The sequence below is a fragment of the Chondrinema litorale genome (assembly GCF_026250525.1).
Lineage (GTDB): Bacteria > Bacteroidota > Bacteroidia > Cytophagales > Flammeovirgaceae > Chondrinema > Chondrinema litorale.
In genome coordinates, this window is sequence record NZ_CP111043.1 from 3,130,189 (window position 1) to 3,145,553 (window position 15,365).

The window sequence follows — 15,365 nt, forward strand, 5'->3', positions numbered from 1 at the left end:
ACCTGCACTAGTTTTGTGCAGGTTTTTTTGTTTATATAGCTCTGTAATGCTCAGAAAATTTTTAATTATTCTCCTGTGTCTTTCTTATTCCCAGTTACAAGCAGAAGTACAATGGGCAAGCATTGTATTAGGCTTTTCATCAGAATATTCTAAAAGTGGACAATTTAGTTATAGAGCACAACAGGCTTTAGGCAAGCCTAATAAGTTACCAGTTTTAGAAGATAGTCCGTGTGCGTGGTCTCCATCAGAAGAAAATAAAGGCATCGAATGGATACATTTGGGTTATAATAACCCGATGCAGATACAGCAGGTTGCAATAGGCGAAAATTACAATGCAGGTAGTATAGTAGAAATTATTTTATTTGATGAAGCAGGTAATGCCCACACAGTTTATGATGTAAGCCAGCAAAACTCTCCAGACGATAAAGAAGGTATGTTTCATGTACTTTTTAAGCTTACCAATTATAAAGTGGTGAGTGTAAAAGTAGTTTTAGACACTAAAAAAATCTCAGGCTGGAATCACATAGATGCTGTGGCAATTTCAGATGAAAATGAACCTGTTTTCCCAGAAATTAAAATTGTATCTGGCGTAGAAGAAAAGATGATAGAAAAACTGCCAGAAATTATAAATAGTCCATACGATGAAGTGTTACCTGTAATTTCTCCAGATGGCAAAACATTATATTTTGATAGAAAGAATCATCCTGAAAACACACAAAGTAAATACGAGAACGATGACATTTGGATGACGACGCTTAATGGAAGTGATTGGTCTGAGCCTATTCGATTCGTAGAACCTCTTAATAATAAAAACCTCAATTATGTTTGTTCTGTTACTCCCGATGGTAATGCGCTCTTGTTAGGAAATGTGTATGAAAAAGACGGAAGTGTAAAAGGTGGTGTTTCAATTTCATATAACTCAGAAAACGGCTGGTCTTTTCCAGAAGAATTAGAAATAAAAGACTACTATAATATGAACCGATACAGTGAGTTTACTATGGCTAATAACCGCAAGATACTGTTGATGTCTATAGAAACAGCTGAGTCGATTGGAGAAAGAGACATTTTTGTGAGTTTCGCAGATGATGATGGCAAATGGTCTAAACCTTTAAATTTAGGCCGAGATATTAACACAGCAGCCGTAGAATTGACTCCATTTTTAGCTTCAGATAATAAAACCCTTTATTTTTCTTCTTCGGGGTATAGCGGATATGGAGGAGCAGATATGTTTGTAAGTCGCCGAAAAGATGATTCTTGGACTAGCTGGACAGAACCTCTGAATATGGGACCTTTGCTAAACTCGAAAGACTGGGATATTTCTTATACAGTTGATGCAAAGGGTGAATTTGCCTATTTTGTTTCATATGCAAACTCAAATAATAAAAGTGCAGATATTTTTAGAGTAAAACTCCCAGAAGAAGCTAAGCCAGAGCCTGTAGCAATTATAACTGGAAAAGTACTGGATGAGATTTCCAAAAAGCCTGTAAAAGCAGAGATTATTTATAGAAAAATTGATAGCAATAAGAATAATGGTATTGCCTTGTCTAACTCTTCAAATGGGAATTATAAAATAACAGTTTCGCCAGGAGAAAAATATATTTTATGGGCTAAAGCAAAAAACTATTATTCACTCTTAGATACATTAATTATAACAAATGCCGATGGGCAAATAGCTAATCTTAAAAAAGATTTATACTTAAGACCTCTAGTTGCAGGGGAGAGTATTTCGCTACATCAGGTAAATTTTGTACAGGGAGAAGCCTTTCTTTTATCAGAGTCTTATAATGAATTGAATTTGATAGTTCAAATGATGAAAGATAATGAGACTATGACGATTCTGCTAGAAGGCCATACCGATATTAGTGGCAATGCAGTTGCGAATAAGAGACTTTCTGAGCAAAGGGTAATAGCTGTAAAGCAATATCTTTGTCAGCATGATATTGAGCCAGAAAGGATAAAATTAAAAGCTTATGGAGAGTCTCGCCCTCTTACTACAGAGCGAGACCCTGAAAGCCGTAAAAGAAATAGGAGAGTGGCTTTTAAAATTTTGGAACTATAGTTAATAGTTATATTTATTCTTCCATAAAAACTGTAATCTCTTTCTCAAATCTGCTTCTCTTGGGTTTTTACCCGGATCGTAAAGTTTAGTTCCCGATATTTCTGGTGGTAAAAATTCTTGCTCAGCAAAATTATTCGGAAAGTCATGGGCATATTTATAACCCTTTCCATATCCTTCTTTTTTCATTAATGCAGTAGGTGCGTTTCTTAAATGTAGCGGAACAGGTAAGTTCCCTTTTTCTCTTACTAATTGCTGAGCTTTTCTAATACCCATATAGCTGGCATTACTTTTTGGAGAAGATGCTAAGTAGGTAGCTGTTTGAGCTAAAATTAAATCTGCTTCCGGGTATCCGATAAAAGTAACTGCCTGAAAGCAATTTGTTGCCATAACCATTGCTGTAGGGTTAGCATTTCCAATATCTTCTGATGCGAGAATAAGTAATCTCCTTGCAATAAACTTTGGATCTTCTCCACCTTCAATCATTCTAGCCATCCAATACAATGCAGCGTTTGGGTCACTTCCTCTTATCGATTTTATAAATGCAGAAATAATATCGTAGTGTTGCTCACCAGATTTATCATACAAAACAGTTTTTTGTTGGGCGATATCCATTACCATTTCATCAGTAATTTCTACTTTAGTTTCTGGTACTGCTTCAACTACCATTTCTAAAAGATTCAATAACTTTCTAGCATCGCCATCTGCAAGTCGTAACAGAGCTTCTGTTTCTTTTAGATCAACCTCTTTCTTTTGCAAATATTCATCGTTTGCAAGAGCTGATTTTAAAAGGTTTTGTAAGTCAGCCTGACTTTGCTCCTTTAGTTTGTACACCTGACATCTAGAAAGCAAAGCCGCATTTACTTCAAAAGATGGGTTTTCTGTAGTAGCACCAATCAAAGTGATAATCCCTTTTTCTACAGCTCCTAATAGAGCATCTTGTTGAGATTTATTAAATCTGTGAATCTCATCTATAAATAATATGGTGTCTTGCTTATATTTTGCCTGTTGAATAACTTCTCTCACATCTTTAACACCAGAGCTTATCGCACTTAGTATTTTAAAAGGTCGGTTCATTTGTGTGGCAATAATATTGGCTAGGGTAGTTTTTCCAACTCCCGGAGGGCCCCACAATATCATAGAAACCAATTGTTTTTGTTCAATCATTTTTCGAATCACGCCATTCTTACCAACAAGGTGTGCCTGACCAATAAAACTTGTAAGGTTATTGGGTCTTATTCTTTCTGCCAATGGAATCTTCATAATCTATTAACAAGTGTTAACAATGTTTTTTATTGATATTTTTCGATGTAATATAAGTAATGTTTCCAGAAAGTATTATCTTTGTTGTGAAGATAAATTTAGCTAACAAACACTTCTTTCTTCTTTGAAGAAAACTTTCCACAAAATTTAATATTCCTTAAACTAACTAATTACTTAAAATTTACTTCTATCACCATAACTATTTTGGTGTAATATTTTTAACTGAAACAAAAGAAATTTTTGAATTCAGATATTAGATAAATCTGAATTTTTGTTCTTACTTGTTTATAACTTTCAAACAAACTTTTTCCTTCCTTTTTCTTTTATCCCTAAGTTTGCACTATACTAAAATATCAAGCTTGTGCTTTGTAAAAGAATTATACCCTGTCTAGATATTAAAGATGGCAAAACAGTTAAAGGTGTAAATTTTGTCGATTTACGCGATGCTGGAGACCCAGTAGAGCTTGCCGAGATTTATAGCCGTAAAGGTGCCGACGAATTGGTTTTTCTGGATATTACTGCTACTGTAGAAAAAAGAAAAACACTGGTTGAATTGGTAAGAAATGTCGCGAAGCAAATTAATATTCCATTTACTGTAGGTGGCGGAATTAGTTCTGTGGAAGATGTTTCAGCTTTACTAAATGCTGGTGCCGATAAAATTTCTATTAACTCATCTGCTGTAAGAAACCCTTCTCTTATAAATGAGCTTTCTAATGAATTTGGTGCTCAATGTGTTGTGGTAGCAATAGATTCTAGATATGTAGATGGTGAGCATATTGTACATGTTAAAGGAGGCAGAGAAGCCACAGAAAAAAGAACAATTCCTTGGGCAAAAGAAGTACAAGATCGTGGTGCTGGCGAAATATTGCTAACCTCTATGGATCACGATGGCACAAAAGCAGGTTTTGCCATTGAACTCACTGGTACATTAACCAAAACTTTGCACATTCCGGTAATTGCTTCTGGTGGAGCTGGTACAATGGCGCATTTTTCAGATATTTTTGCAAATAATGATGCAGATGCTGCTTTGGCTGCTAGTATTTTTCACTTTAAAGAAATTGAGATTCCAGATTTAAAACAATTTCTTAATCAAAAAGGGGTTCCTGTGCGAATCTAACAAACTCATTTCTTAACCTTTAAACATTCTATTCTTTTGAAAACTGCTATTATTCAAGATATAACTACTGCTAAAATTTTACAGTTTGGCTATTTAACCGATATTGCATTAAGCGAACTGGAAAGCAATAAGCAGTTAAGTTTATTAGATAAAGAAGAAAACGTAATTGATCTACCAGAGCTTACAGTAGAAGATTATTTTGTAAAAGCAGACTACTGTTTAGTTAGAGTAAAAGCTGCTGAAGATACTTCTGTTTACTTTTCAGAAACAGAAAGTGAAAAGGCTGCCTTTTTAGACTATTTAAGTAGCATTATTGCAAAAAGAAAACAAGCAGCCTCTACTGATACATCTTATACTGCCAGATTATTTGAAAAAGGAATTAACAAAGTAGCTCAAAAAGTGGGTGAAGAGGCAGTAGAGTTGGTAATTGAAGCTAAAGACGATAATAAAGATTTATTTTTAGGTGAAGCAGCAGATTTACTTTTTCACTTTTTAGTATTGCTCGAAGCAAAAAATATCCGATTAGAAGAGGTAATTGCAGTGCTACAAAGCAGACATAAATAAATCTTTATCTCTAAGAAGTAACATACTGAATAATATCAGTATGTTTTGGTCATGTCAGAAGGAATTACAATGATATAATCAGCAAGTTGGAGGTTTTTCTCTTCTAAACTTTCAACTGATTCTTGTTCTACAGAACTGATGGTAACAATTTTTAATTTTGGTTTTGCCTGTTGCAGATACCACATAATTCCTTCGAAGTTATTTGAGTGATAAGCTCCGTTGAAATGTAAAGTATGCTGGTTTTTATCCATATTTTCAAGAATGGAGTTTGCCATGGTAGCATCTTTAATTGCCTGAGCTTTAGCAAAGTTTTCAGCTTGCGCATTTCCACCATGTGTGCCCATCATTTCAAGCATGTTTTTGTATCCAGGTAATGCTAGGTCAACTTTAACAGGTAGTGGCGCAATTAGTTTCTTTGCTTCTTTATCTAGGGATTCTAAACCTTCTAAGCCTTCTCGAGATACAAGACTAGCATAGCGTCTTGGAATATTACTACCTATAAACTTTAGCTTATTGTCTTTAGCAAAATTGACTAGCGGTGCATAGTCTGTTTGGTAGTTGTTCCAAAGTTTAGCTTCTGATTCTAAGTGTTTCTCTTGAATTTTACCTTTCAGATATTCATTTAATATTAATTGATCGTCTTTTTCGAACATTTCTGCAGCTAGTATCAAATTTTCACCATGTGCCTCAAAAAGTTTTTTGGTGGTTCTTAGTTGTAGCCAATGGCAAATAGGGTTGTTGTGCAACTCTCCGAATAAAACAATATCTGCTTCAGCTAATTTTTTAGAAATATCTTCGAAGTTTACTGTTTTTCCTTCTTTATTGAATAACTGGTAAGCCGGTGTTTGATTTTCTCCAGACATTGGTTGAAAAAATAAAGATAAAAAAGTGAAAAAGAGTTTGAATGCAAGCATCAGTAAAATGAATATAGCGGTAAAAGGAGTTTAATTTTCACAGATTTTCTGCTTCTTCAATATTAAAAAATAAGAAAGTATTTTAATTGAAAATGTTAGAAAAGAGGGGAATAAATAATTACTCTTTGTACTTTCGCACTCTTATAAACAGTAAGAAGCTAAAAATAACTTAGATTTTCTGAATTTATAGGATAAAAAATTTAAAAGAAAATCAATTAAAATAGGGAAATTAGGCATTTAAATGCGGTTTCTCCCTGAAATCCTATTGTGATGCGATAATTTTTGAATTTTTATCCGTTTTTAGCACCACAAAAAATAAATATTATTTCTATATTTGCACTCCTTTTACACGAGAGCCTAAATATCTAATAAAATGAATGACTTAATAAAAATCGTTGAAAACGATTCTCACGAGGCCAGACCAACATTTCCAGAATTTGGTCCAGGAGATACCGTGAATGTGCACGTAAAAATTAAAGAAGGAAATAAAGAAAGAATTCAGCAGTTTCAAGGAACTGTAATTCAGCGTAAAAATAAAGGTACTAATGGTGAAACTTTTACAGTTAGAAAAATCTCTAACGGTATTGGTGTAGAAAGAATTTTCCCTATTATTTCGCCAAGCATTGATAAAATAGAAGTAACTAGAAAAGGTAAAGTAAGAAGAGCTAAGTTATTCTATTTGAGAGGAAGAAAAGGTAAAGCTGCGAAAGTAAAAGAGAAAAGGTTCTAAGTTGTACATACTTTTAAGTTAAGAATATCTGGTAGCCGGCAAATTGATATTTGTTGGCTTTTTTTGTTTTGATTAATATGATTCAAGAAAATTTAAAAGCAGGTAAAAAAATATATTTCGCTTCAGATCTTCATCTTGGTTTTCCGAACGATGAGGAAAGTTTAATAAGAGAAAAGAAGTTTATATCCTGGCTAGATCATATTAAACAGGATGCACAACATATATTTTTACTTGGTGATATTTTTGACTTTTGGTACGAGTATAAATATGTAATACCAAGAGGATTTATCCGCTTTCAAGGGAAACTAGCAGAATTAATAGATAGCGGTATATCCATCTCTTTTTTTACAGGAAACCACGATATGTGGATGTTTGGTTACTTTCCAGAGCAATTAAATATTCCGGTATATTACGATCCTATTGAATTACAATGCAATGATTTAAAATTGCTTATAGGGCATGGAGATGGTCTTGGTCCTGGTGATTACAAGTACAAATTCCTCAAAAAAATCTTTAGAAATCCTTTATGTCAATGGCTTTTTGGTGTGCTAAACCCAAATATTGGTATGTGGATAGCACATACTTGGTCTAAAGGTAAAAAGCACAAAAAAATGGATAAAGGCCTAAAATTCTATGGAGAACAGGAATTTATATTCCAGTTTTGTAAAGAATATGAAGCCAAAAACCATTGTGATTATTATCTCTTTGGTCATAGACACATTCCTTACGAATTAGATGTTGCTGAAAACAGCAAATACATCAACATAGGAGACTGGCTAAGCCATTTTACCTATGTTGAATATGATGGACAAGCACTTTTAAGAAAAGAGTGGAAATAAACTCCTTATCTAGCCAGTACCTGCGATCTGTGTCCGTCTAATTTTAATAGAATAAACAATAAAATTGTAAAAGACCAGAGAGAGGAGCCTCCATAACTGAAATAGGGAAGGGGTATTCCAATTACTGGAAATAAGCCGATTGTCATCCCTATATTGATCGTAAAGTGGAAAAATATAATAGAGGCAACACTATAGCCATAAACTCTGGCAAATCGTGATTTTTGCCGTTCTGCTAGCGCTACAACTCTAAATAATAGTGTGGTAAACAGAGAGATAATTATCATGCTACCAATCCATCCGTATTCTTCACCAACGGTACAAAATATAAAGTCGGTGCTTTGCTCTGGTACGAAGTCAAATTTGGTTTGAGTGCCTTGTAAAAATCCTTTGCCTCCAAAACCTCCCGAACCAATCGCTACTTTTGATTGAATTACATTCCAACCGGAACCTTTGGGGTCTTTATATGGATCAACTAATACTTCAATTCTAGCTCTTTGGTGTGGCTTTAGAATGTTTACTAGAATGTAATCCATACTAAAAGCCATAAAAATAAGCATGAGTGTTACTACAAATACACTCACTGCAACCTTTATTTTCTTTCTTTTATTCACTAATAAATAAGAAGCCAGTGAAGATACAACCCCAAGTATGGCTACAGTAGTAATAAATGTATCAAAGGAATCTTCTCTGAAAAATAAGGTAACAACAAAGAACGATACCAAAATAACACCTACTACAAGTATTACTCCTGGAAAACCTTCTCTGTATAATACTAAGACTAATGAGCTATAAACCAGTGCAGAACCTGTATCACCCTGTAGAATAATTAATGCTGCTGGTAGGGCTAAAATGGCAAAAGATATTATAAGTACAATTGGCTCATCAGCCCGTTTATTTGTGCTATTGAGATACCCACTTAATGCTAGTGCAGTACCAAATTTAGCAAACTCGGCAGGTTGAAGCCGCGCTCCACTAAAACCAATGACACCAAGGTCAAACCAAGATCGGGAGCCTGCTATTTCAACACCAACAAATAATACCAGAATAAGCAGGAAAATGAGGAAACCGTAGATAATAAAAGCATATTGCTCATAAATTCTAAAATCTACGGCTAGTACAAATACGATTAATACACCTGATGCAAAAATCCAGACTAACTGTTTTCCAGAGTTATAATCCATACTAAATATACTCTGTTTAACCTCAGGGTCATAAACAGCAGCATATATATTAATCCATCCGAATAAAAGTAATGCGAGGTATATGGCAACAATAGACCAGTCTATAGAATGGTGTAATTTGTTTTCCCTCATAAGCTTTTTGGCTCAATAAAAAATTAAAAAATCTAGTTTTCGAGCATCTTGAGCAATATTGTAAGCTTATTTTTTAATTCATTTCTACTAACAATAAAATCCAAGAAGCCGTGCTCTTGTAAAAATTCTGCACTTTGGAAGCCTTTCGGCAGGTCTTTTCCAATTGTTTCTCTAATCACTCTCGGACCTGCAAAACCAATTAAGGCTCCGGGTTCTGCTATGTTAAAATCTCCTAGCATAGCAAATGATGCAGTAACACCTCCGGTAGTAGGGTCTGTAAGTAACGAAATGTAAGGAATTTTAGCTTCTGAAAGTAGTGCAAGTTTTGCAGAAGTTTTTGCCATTTGCATTAATGAAAAACCAGCTTCCATCATTCTGGCCCCACCAGACTTTGATATCATTAAAAACGGAGTTTTTGTTTTTAATGCGTAGTCTATCGCTCTAGCTATTTTCTCCCCAACAACAGAACCCATTGAACCACCAATAAACTCAAAGTCCATACAACAAACGACTAATGGCATTCCGTTCATTTTACCATGAGCAGATCTTGCCGCGTCTTTTAAGCCAGTTTTTTTCTGACTAGCTTCAATACGTTCTGTATAAGTTTTGGTGTCTTTAAAACCTAGTGGGTCACCAGATGAAAGGTTTGCATCTAGCTCTTCGTATTTATGATCGTCAAAAATAATCTCGAAATATTCTTCAGAACCAATTCTTACATGATGGTTATCGTCTGGACTCACATAAGAATTATTCTTCAATTGTTTCATGTGGACAATCTTGCCACTTGGAGTTTTATACCAAAGTCCTTCAGGTGAGTCTTTTTTCTGATCTGTTGGTGTGTTTATTCCTTTTTCTTTTCTTTTAAACCAGGCCATGTAATTTCTATTTTTCTTCTAAATACTACGCTTAGCTCCTAAAACGCAGCTTTATAGCTCATAAATAATTCAAATTGAAGACACTTCTCAGCAGCTGCAGGTTGAACCAGATAGTCAAAAATTTACTAATAGAGGCTTTCCGTATGCTTCCTGAATATTGTGCGGAGGCAAATATATTTAATTTTTCTAATTTCGGAGAAAGCTTGTCTAACGATAAGTATGTTAATAAGACGATATCAGAATTGAAAATAGATAAAAGGCTGTAATTCTGATGATTTTACTTGAAATAAAACCAGAATTACTATAAAAATGATTGTCGCTTTTGCAAAATCTGGTGTTTTAACAAATGCTTCTGCTCCAAACTGTTTCCAGTTGCTTGGTAACCAGTGCAAGATATAACCAAAAAGCATAATCATAAATACATTTTTGTAAGCTACTAATATATCATAAATTACTTCAGGATGAAAAGACTGTGCAATTTGTGAGATAACTTTTGATGCTAACTCAAATGTATCTGCTCTAAAAAATATCCAGCAAAATGCTACAAAGTGGAAAGTAATAATTCCTGAAATTAGTTTTGAAACAAAAGATTCATCTTCATCACTAACTTTAGATTTAAAAATTTCCATCCACATTTTATGGAAAGCAAGAGCAATTCCATGCAAACCTCCCCAAACTATAAATCTTAAATGTGCTCCGTGCCATAAGCCACCAAGAAGCATCGTAAGCATTAAGTTTATATAAGTTCTGCCTTTTCCTTTACGATTACCACCAAGCGAGATGTATAAGTAATCTCTTAACCAACTTGATAGTGAAATATGCCAGCGTCTCCAAAAATCTGTAATGTTGATTGATTTGTAGGGAGAATTAAAATTAAGAGGTAATCTATAACCTAATATTAAAGCTATACCAATGGCAATGTCTGTATAACCAGAAAAGTCGCAATATATCTGCAGTGAATAGCCGTAAACAGCCATTAAGTTTTCGAAGCCAGTAAAACCATCTGGATTACCAAAAATCCTATCTACATAGTTCACTGAAATATAATCGGAAATAAATATTTTTTTGATTAATCCGCCGATAATTAGAAATATGCCTCGCCCAAATTCTTCTTTGGTGAGCTTATATTCTTTATATATCTGAGGTATAAAATCTGTAGCTCTCACAATTGGCCCAGCCACTAATTGAGGGAAGAAGCTTACAAAGAATGCAAAATCTAAAATGTTTTTTACTGGTTCTAGTCTTCTTCTGTAAATGTCTACAGAATAACTAATTGTTTGAAATGTATAGAAGGAAATACCTACTGGTAGAAAAATTCTACTTGCATCTATGCTTAAACCTAAAACTTTATTAAGAGACAATGCCAAGATGTTGTTTGTCTCTAATGATGTATCAAAAACAGTATTAAATGTATCTGTAAAGAAATAGGTGTACTTAAAATAGCCAAGTACAGTAAGGTTTACTATAACACTGAGCGTTACATATAGCTTTCTCTTCGATTGATCTTCACTTTTATATATAGCATTCCCCAGATAATAATCTACCAGAGTTGAGAAAATGAGAAGGACAAAATAGTAACCACTCGATAGGTAATAAAAATACATGCTAAACAGCATTAGAAATAGATTTCTGATGTTGTTTTGGCGATAAATAAACTGATAAATTAATATTACCCCTCCAAAAAATATCCAAAAAACAGCTTGCGTAAATATGAGCGGTCTGTTTTCTTGGTAAACTAAATATTGAAAAAAATCTCCAAATGTCTCTTGCACAGGTGATTGGATTTATTTTAGCACTGACATGAAACCTGTTTGAATTCAGCTCATGAAAAAACAGAAAAATGATTCATCAAAGTTGAATAAAAAAAAAATAAGTTGAAACAGGTTGCTGAAATAATATTTAAACGCATAGTTGAAGAAAAATTGGCTGCGTTTTTATCAAACCATACTTTTCTAAACCAAAACAAAAAATAAACCAGCACAGGCAGCAAAGCGATGTTTAATACAATTACTCTGTTAAAGTCAAAATATGTAGTAAAATAGGAGGTGAAGCCTGCCATTGCACAAGCAAAAAATAATACTGTAAAAATAAATGTGCCTTTAATACCCAACATTCTACTTAGTGTAAGATCGCCTCTTTTTTCATCTTCATCGTGTTGATAGACTTGTGTCATCGGGTAGGATCCCATTAACATGGCTGTGCTTAAAGCTGCTGGGAAAAGTATTTCTGTTTTAAGTAATTCTGGAAAAGTAAGTTGGTTTAAGGCCAGATAAGTTGCCAAAAACATAAAGCCTCCCTGAAATATTGTAACTGCTAGCCAACTAATTATCGGATATTTTTTTAGTCTGATTTTATCGTTACTATATGCTCGTGAAATAGCACCATAAATAAAACACATTAAAGCAAATTCCCAGCAAGCTATAAAACCTACTATAACTGCTAGTGCATCAAAGAGTAAAGAGTAATATAAGAGTTCTTTCTCTACTTTAGGAGGAGTTTTGAGCCCTCCAATACTTTCTTCGTCTTTATCGAACCAAGAGTTATAGCCATTACTAGCTGGATATAGAAATAGGTGTAATGATACAAAAACTATAATCAGTTTATCCAGTGGGAGTTCTGGTGAAACAGATACAGCAAATAAGAAAACAGGCATCAACAGAAACGAAAAAGGTATTCTGAGATGCAGTAAGGTCGATTTTTTCATTGTGAATGTTATTACAGGAAATACCTGATTAAACCTTTCTCCAGAAATATGGTGTAAATAGCATTAGTACAGTAAATAGCTCAAGTCTTCCTAAAAGCATCAGAAATGAAAGAATCCATTTACTAACACTTGGCAAACCAGCAAAGTTGTCTACAGGTCCTACATCTCCTAAACCTGGTCCTACATTACCTAAACAAGTAGCAACAGCACCAATAGAGGTCATAAAATCTAATCCACTTAATGAAACCAGAATAGATCCTAATGCAAAAATAGAGATGTATATCATGATAAAAGCCAAAACATGGAAGGTGATACTCTTAGAAATAGCTTTATCGTTTAGCCTAACCGGAATTACTGCTGAAGGATGTAATTGTCTTTTGAGCTCTAAAAAACTGTTTTTGAGCAAAATAATATGTCTCACAATTTTTACACCTCCAGCTGTTGAACCTGCTGAACCTCCTATAAACATAAATATAAATAACAATAATGTTACAAAAGGAGTCCATTGTGTATAATCTGCAGAAACAAAACCAGTAGTTGTAACAATAGAAACAATCTGAAAAATAGAATCTCTGAATGATTTCTCTAAGCTGTTTTCAGTACCAACAAAAACGGCAATGGTTATTATAATAGTTGAGATAATTGTTCCTCCTAGGTAATACCTGAACTCTTCGTTTCGCCAGATTTCTTTATACTTTCTTTTAAAAGCGAAGTAGTTTAATGTAAAGCTTGTTCCAGCTAAAAACATAAATATGGTAATTACATACTGAATGTAAGGACTAAAGTCTGCGGCAGATGTGTTTTTAGTAGAAAATCCGCCAGTGGCCATTGTTGTAAAGCTATGGTTGAGCGCATCGTAAAAAGACATTCCACCAAACATTAACAAAACACATTCTATTGCTGTAATGCCTACATACACTAACCAAAGTCTTTTTGCTGTTGCCTGTATTCTTGGTTTTAGTTTGTCGGGAGTTATACCGGGTGCTTCAGCCACAAAAAGCTGCATGCCACCAATACCCAGAAAAGGAAGAATTGCTACTGTAAGTACGATAATTCCCATACCACCAATCCACTGGGTTAAACTACGCCAGAAAAGAATTCCTTTATGTACAGATTCTATATCTGTAAGGATTGATGCACCTGTTGTAGAATAGCCTGATACAGTCTCGAAAAATGCATCTGTAAAACTGGGTATTGCTCCACTAAAAACATAGGGTAATGCACCAAATACCGACATAATTACCCATCCTAGAGTTACTATGAGGTAACCGTCGCGCTTTTTAAGTTCTTTATTGTTTGTGTCCTTATATCTATACCAACTGATAAAGCCTACAATGTAAGTAAGGATACCTGCAATTAGTAAGGCTTTCCAATCTCTTTCGCGGAAATAAACAGAAAACGGTAGGCATAGCAGCATAGATAGGCCATTAATAATAAGTAATAAGCCTATAATGCTGACAATAATTCTAAAGTTGAATCTCATTTAAAAAAATCTTCGACTTTGTGTATACATTCTGGTTTAGATAGAACAACAACCCTGTCGTTCTCTTCGAAAAGGAAGTTTCCCATGGTTATAAAAGCTTTACCTCTTCTGATAACTCCTCCTACAATTGCAGTTTTAGGAAATCTCAACTGGCTTAAAGGTTTCTTGGTAATTTTAGAGTCTTTCTTTACTACAAATTCAAGAATTTCAGCATCAGCTCCATGAATACTTGTAATGGCAATTACATGGCCTTCTCTAATATACCTAAAGATAAAGTTAGCAGCGATTAGCTTTTTATTGATCATGGTATCTACACCAATGTTTTGAGAGAGGTGTATGTAATCCATGTTTTCTACCAGAGCGATAGTTTTTTTGACACCGCGGTTTTTTGCTACCAAACTCGAAATAATATTGGTTTCAGAATTACCTGTTACCGCAATAAATGCATCAATATGTTCTATTCCTTCTTCTTCTAACAACTCTACTTCACGACCGTCACCACTAATAACCAAAGCTTCTTGTAGGTCTTCTGCAAGATCGAAGCATTTATCACGAGATTTCTCAATCAGTTTTACATTATATCTTGTGCTTAGTGCAGCAGCAGCTCGTACGCCAACTTTACTACCACCAAGAATCATAATGTTCTTAATTTTTTCACGCTTTTTACCAGTGAGTTTAAGTACTTTATCTATACCTTCTGGTAAAGCAATATAATATACGTGATCGTTAAGCTGAAATCGAGTAGAACCTCTCGGTATAATGGTTTCATTATTTCTGAGGATGGCTACTGTAATAAAATTGAGCTCTGGGTTGAGGTGGATGGTTTCAGAGAGTGTTTTATTGTTAAGTGGATCATGCTCGTCTATACTAAGACCGATGAGTGATAATTTTCCACTTTCAAAGTCAAATACATCTGTAGTAGCTGCTTCTTTTAATAAGCGTTTAATTTCTTTTGATGCAAGTGCTTCTGGTGATATGATTTCGTCAATACCTAGGTTTCTTAAACCTTCTCTTTGATCTTCTGCAAGAAACTCTGTATTACTTACTCTGGCAATAGTTTTTGCTGCTCCAAGCTGTTTACCCAAAATAGCTGTCATTAAGTTGTTCTCTTCAAAAGAAGTAACAGAAATAAGTAAGTCAGCTTCTTGTACATTAGCTTCTTTTAAAACCTTATAAGAGGTAGATTTTCCTTTAACTGTAGCAACATCCAAATGATCTGAAGCATACTGTAATTTATCAAGATTAGTATCTATTAAAATTATATCGTGCTCTTCATTTGCAAGTAATTTTGCCAGGTGAAATCCCACATCTCCTGCTCCGGCAATAATTATTTTCATCTTTCTTAGTATTTAACTTTGTATAGGCAGGTAATTTTCCCATTTCAATGGGCAAAGATTTTTAATAGTTTTAATCTTTGCACGTTGTTTTGAGTTTTTTTTCTTATTTGCCTCAAAGAATGATACAATTGCAAGAATTTTATTTAGCATCATTTGGGGTTAAGAAATTC

The 15,365-nt window shown here is 34.1% G+C and carries 13 protein-coding genes; 5 read left to right on the plus strand and 8 right to left on the minus strand.

The features are described 5' to 3' along the window. The first annotated feature begins 46 nt into the window (after positions 1–46). Entirely contained in the window at positions 47–2,059 is a 2,013-nt protein-coding gene (locus tag OQ292_RS12870) for an OmpA family protein (RefSeq protein ID WP_284682541.1), read from the plus strand. On the opposite strand, the gene OQ292_RS12875 is transcribed toward OQ292_RS12870, so the two are convergent. After that, entirely contained in the window at positions 2,060–3,319 is a 1,260-nt protein-coding gene (locus OQ292_RS12875; RefSeq protein WP_284682542.1) for a replication-associated recombination protein A, read from the minus strand. It lies immediately after the preceding gene. Positions 3,320–3,680: 361 nt separating this feature from the next. Here OQ292_RS12875 and hisF point away from each other — a divergent pair, with 361 nt between their 5' ends. Then, positions 3,681–4,436 (plus strand): imidazole glycerol phosphate synthase subunit HisF, encoded by a 756-nt coding sequence (gene hisF / locus OQ292_RS12880; RefSeq protein ID WP_284682543.1) that lies wholly within the window; start codon positions 3,681–3,683, stop codon positions 4,434–4,436. A 36-nt stretch (positions 4,437–4,472) separates the two neighbouring features. Further along, on the plus strand, positions 4,473–5,000 hold the full coding sequence (gene hisE / locus OQ292_RS12885) for a phosphoribosyl-ATP diphosphatase (protein ID WP_284682544.1): 528 nt from the start codon (positions 4,473–4,475) through the stop codon (positions 4,998–5,000). 35 nt (positions 5,001–5,035) lie between these two features. Here the strand turns inward: hisE and OQ292_RS12890 are convergent, their stop codons facing one another. Continuing rightward, entirely contained in the window at positions 5,036–5,863 is an 828-nt protein-coding gene (locus tag OQ292_RS12890) for a ChaN family lipoprotein (protein ID WP_284682545.1), read from the minus strand. A gap of 424 nt (positions 5,864–6,287) precedes the next feature. Here OQ292_RS12890 and rplS point away from each other — a divergent pair, with 424 nt between their 5' ends. Then, positions 6,288–6,644: a 50S ribosomal protein L19 gene (rplS, locus tag OQ292_RS12895; RefSeq protein WP_284682546.1), complete on the plus strand. Its 357-nt coding sequence runs from the start codon at positions 6,288–6,290 to the stop codon at positions 6,642–6,644. A gap of 77 nt (positions 6,645–6,721) precedes the next feature. Then, the gene (locus OQ292_RS12900) at positions 6,722–7,483 is read left to right on the plus strand and encodes a UDP-2,3-diacylglucosamine diphosphatase (protein WP_284682547.1); all 762 of its coding nucleotides are present in this window, start codon (positions 6,722–6,724) and stop codon (positions 7,481–7,483) included. 5 nt (positions 7,484–7,488) lie between these two features. On the opposite strand, the gene rodA is transcribed toward OQ292_RS12900, so the two are convergent. The 6 genes from rodA to trkA form a co-directional block, all read right to left on the minus strand. Beyond that, positions 7,489–8,796 carry a rod shape-determining protein RodA gene (gene rodA, locus OQ292_RS12905; RefSeq protein ID WP_284682548.1) on the minus strand — a complete coding sequence of 436 codons (1,308 nt, stop codon included), beginning with the start codon at positions 8,794–8,796 and terminating at the stop codon, positions 7,489–7,491. A gap of 32 nt (positions 8,797–8,828) precedes the next feature. Then, positions 8,829–9,671 carry an acetyl-CoA carboxylase, carboxyltransferase subunit beta gene (gene accD / locus OQ292_RS12910; protein ID WP_284682549.1) on the minus strand — a complete coding sequence of 281 codons (843 nt, stop codon included), beginning with the start codon at positions 9,669–9,671 and terminating at the stop codon, positions 8,829–8,831. A 236-nt stretch (positions 9,672–9,907) separates the two neighbouring features. Beyond that, positions 9,908–11,443, minus strand: a complete 1,536-nt coding sequence (locus tag OQ292_RS12915; RefSeq protein WP_284682550.1) for an MBOAT family O-acyltransferase — start codon at positions 11,441–11,443, stop codon at positions 9,908–9,910. 50 nt (positions 11,444–11,493) lie between these two features. Then, complete coding sequence (locus tag OQ292_RS12920) at positions 11,494–12,375, minus strand: UbiA family prenyltransferase (RefSeq protein WP_284682551.1); 882 nt, start codon at positions 12,373–12,375, stop codon at positions 11,494–11,496. Positions 12,376–12,403: 28 nt separating this feature from the next. Beyond that, positions 12,404–13,858 (minus strand): TrkH family potassium uptake protein, encoded by a 1,455-nt coding sequence (locus OQ292_RS12925; protein ID WP_284682552.1) that lies wholly within the window; start codon positions 13,856–13,858, stop codon positions 12,404–12,406. Then, positions 13,855–15,195 (minus strand): Trk system potassium transporter TrkA, encoded by a 1,341-nt coding sequence (gene trkA / locus OQ292_RS12930; RefSeq protein WP_284682553.1) that lies wholly within the window; start codon positions 15,193–15,195, stop codon positions 13,855–13,857. The genes OQ292_RS12925 and trkA overlap by 4 nt, the downstream gene beginning before the upstream one ends. Positions 15,196–15,365 lie beyond the last annotated feature (170 nt).

Bases quoted from the DNA above. Each gene is read 5' to 3' on its own strand.
- OQ292_RS12870 (WP_284682541.1), top strand. From the start codon at position 47: ATGCTCAGAAAATTTTTAATTATTCTCCTGTGTCTTTCTTATTCCCAG.
- OQ292_RS12875 (WP_284682542.1), bottom strand. From the start codon at position 3,319: ATGAAGATTCCATTGGCAGAAAGAATAAGACCCAATAACCTTACAAGT.
- OQ292_RS12890 (WP_284682545.1), bottom strand. From the start codon at position 5,863: ATGTCTGGAGAAAATCAAACACCGGCTTACCAGTTATTCAATAAAGAA.
- rplS (WP_284682546.1), top strand. From the start codon at position 6,288: ATGAATGACTTAATAAAAATCGTTGAAAACGATTCTCACGAGGCCAGA.
- OQ292_RS12900 (WP_284682547.1), top strand. From the start codon at position 6,722: ATGATTCAAGAAAATTTAAAAGCAGGTAAAAAAATATATTTCGCTTCA.
- rodA (WP_284682548.1), bottom strand. From the start codon at position 8,796: ATGAGGGAAAACAAATTACACCATTCTATAGACTGGTCTATTGTTGCC.
- accD (WP_284682549.1), bottom strand. From the start codon at position 9,671: ATGGCCTGGTTTAAAAGAAAAGAAAAAGGAATAAACACACCAACAGAT.
- OQ292_RS12920 (WP_284682551.1), bottom strand. From the start codon at position 12,375: ATGAAAAAATCGACCTTACTGCATCTCAGAATACCTTTTTCGTTTCTG.
- OQ292_RS12925 (WP_284682552.1), bottom strand. From the start codon at position 13,858: ATGAGATTCAACTTTAGAATTATTGTCAGCATTATAGGCTTATTACTT.
- trkA (WP_284682553.1), bottom strand. From the start codon at position 15,195: ATGAAAATAATTATTGCCGGAGCAGGAGATGTGGGATTTCACCTGGCA.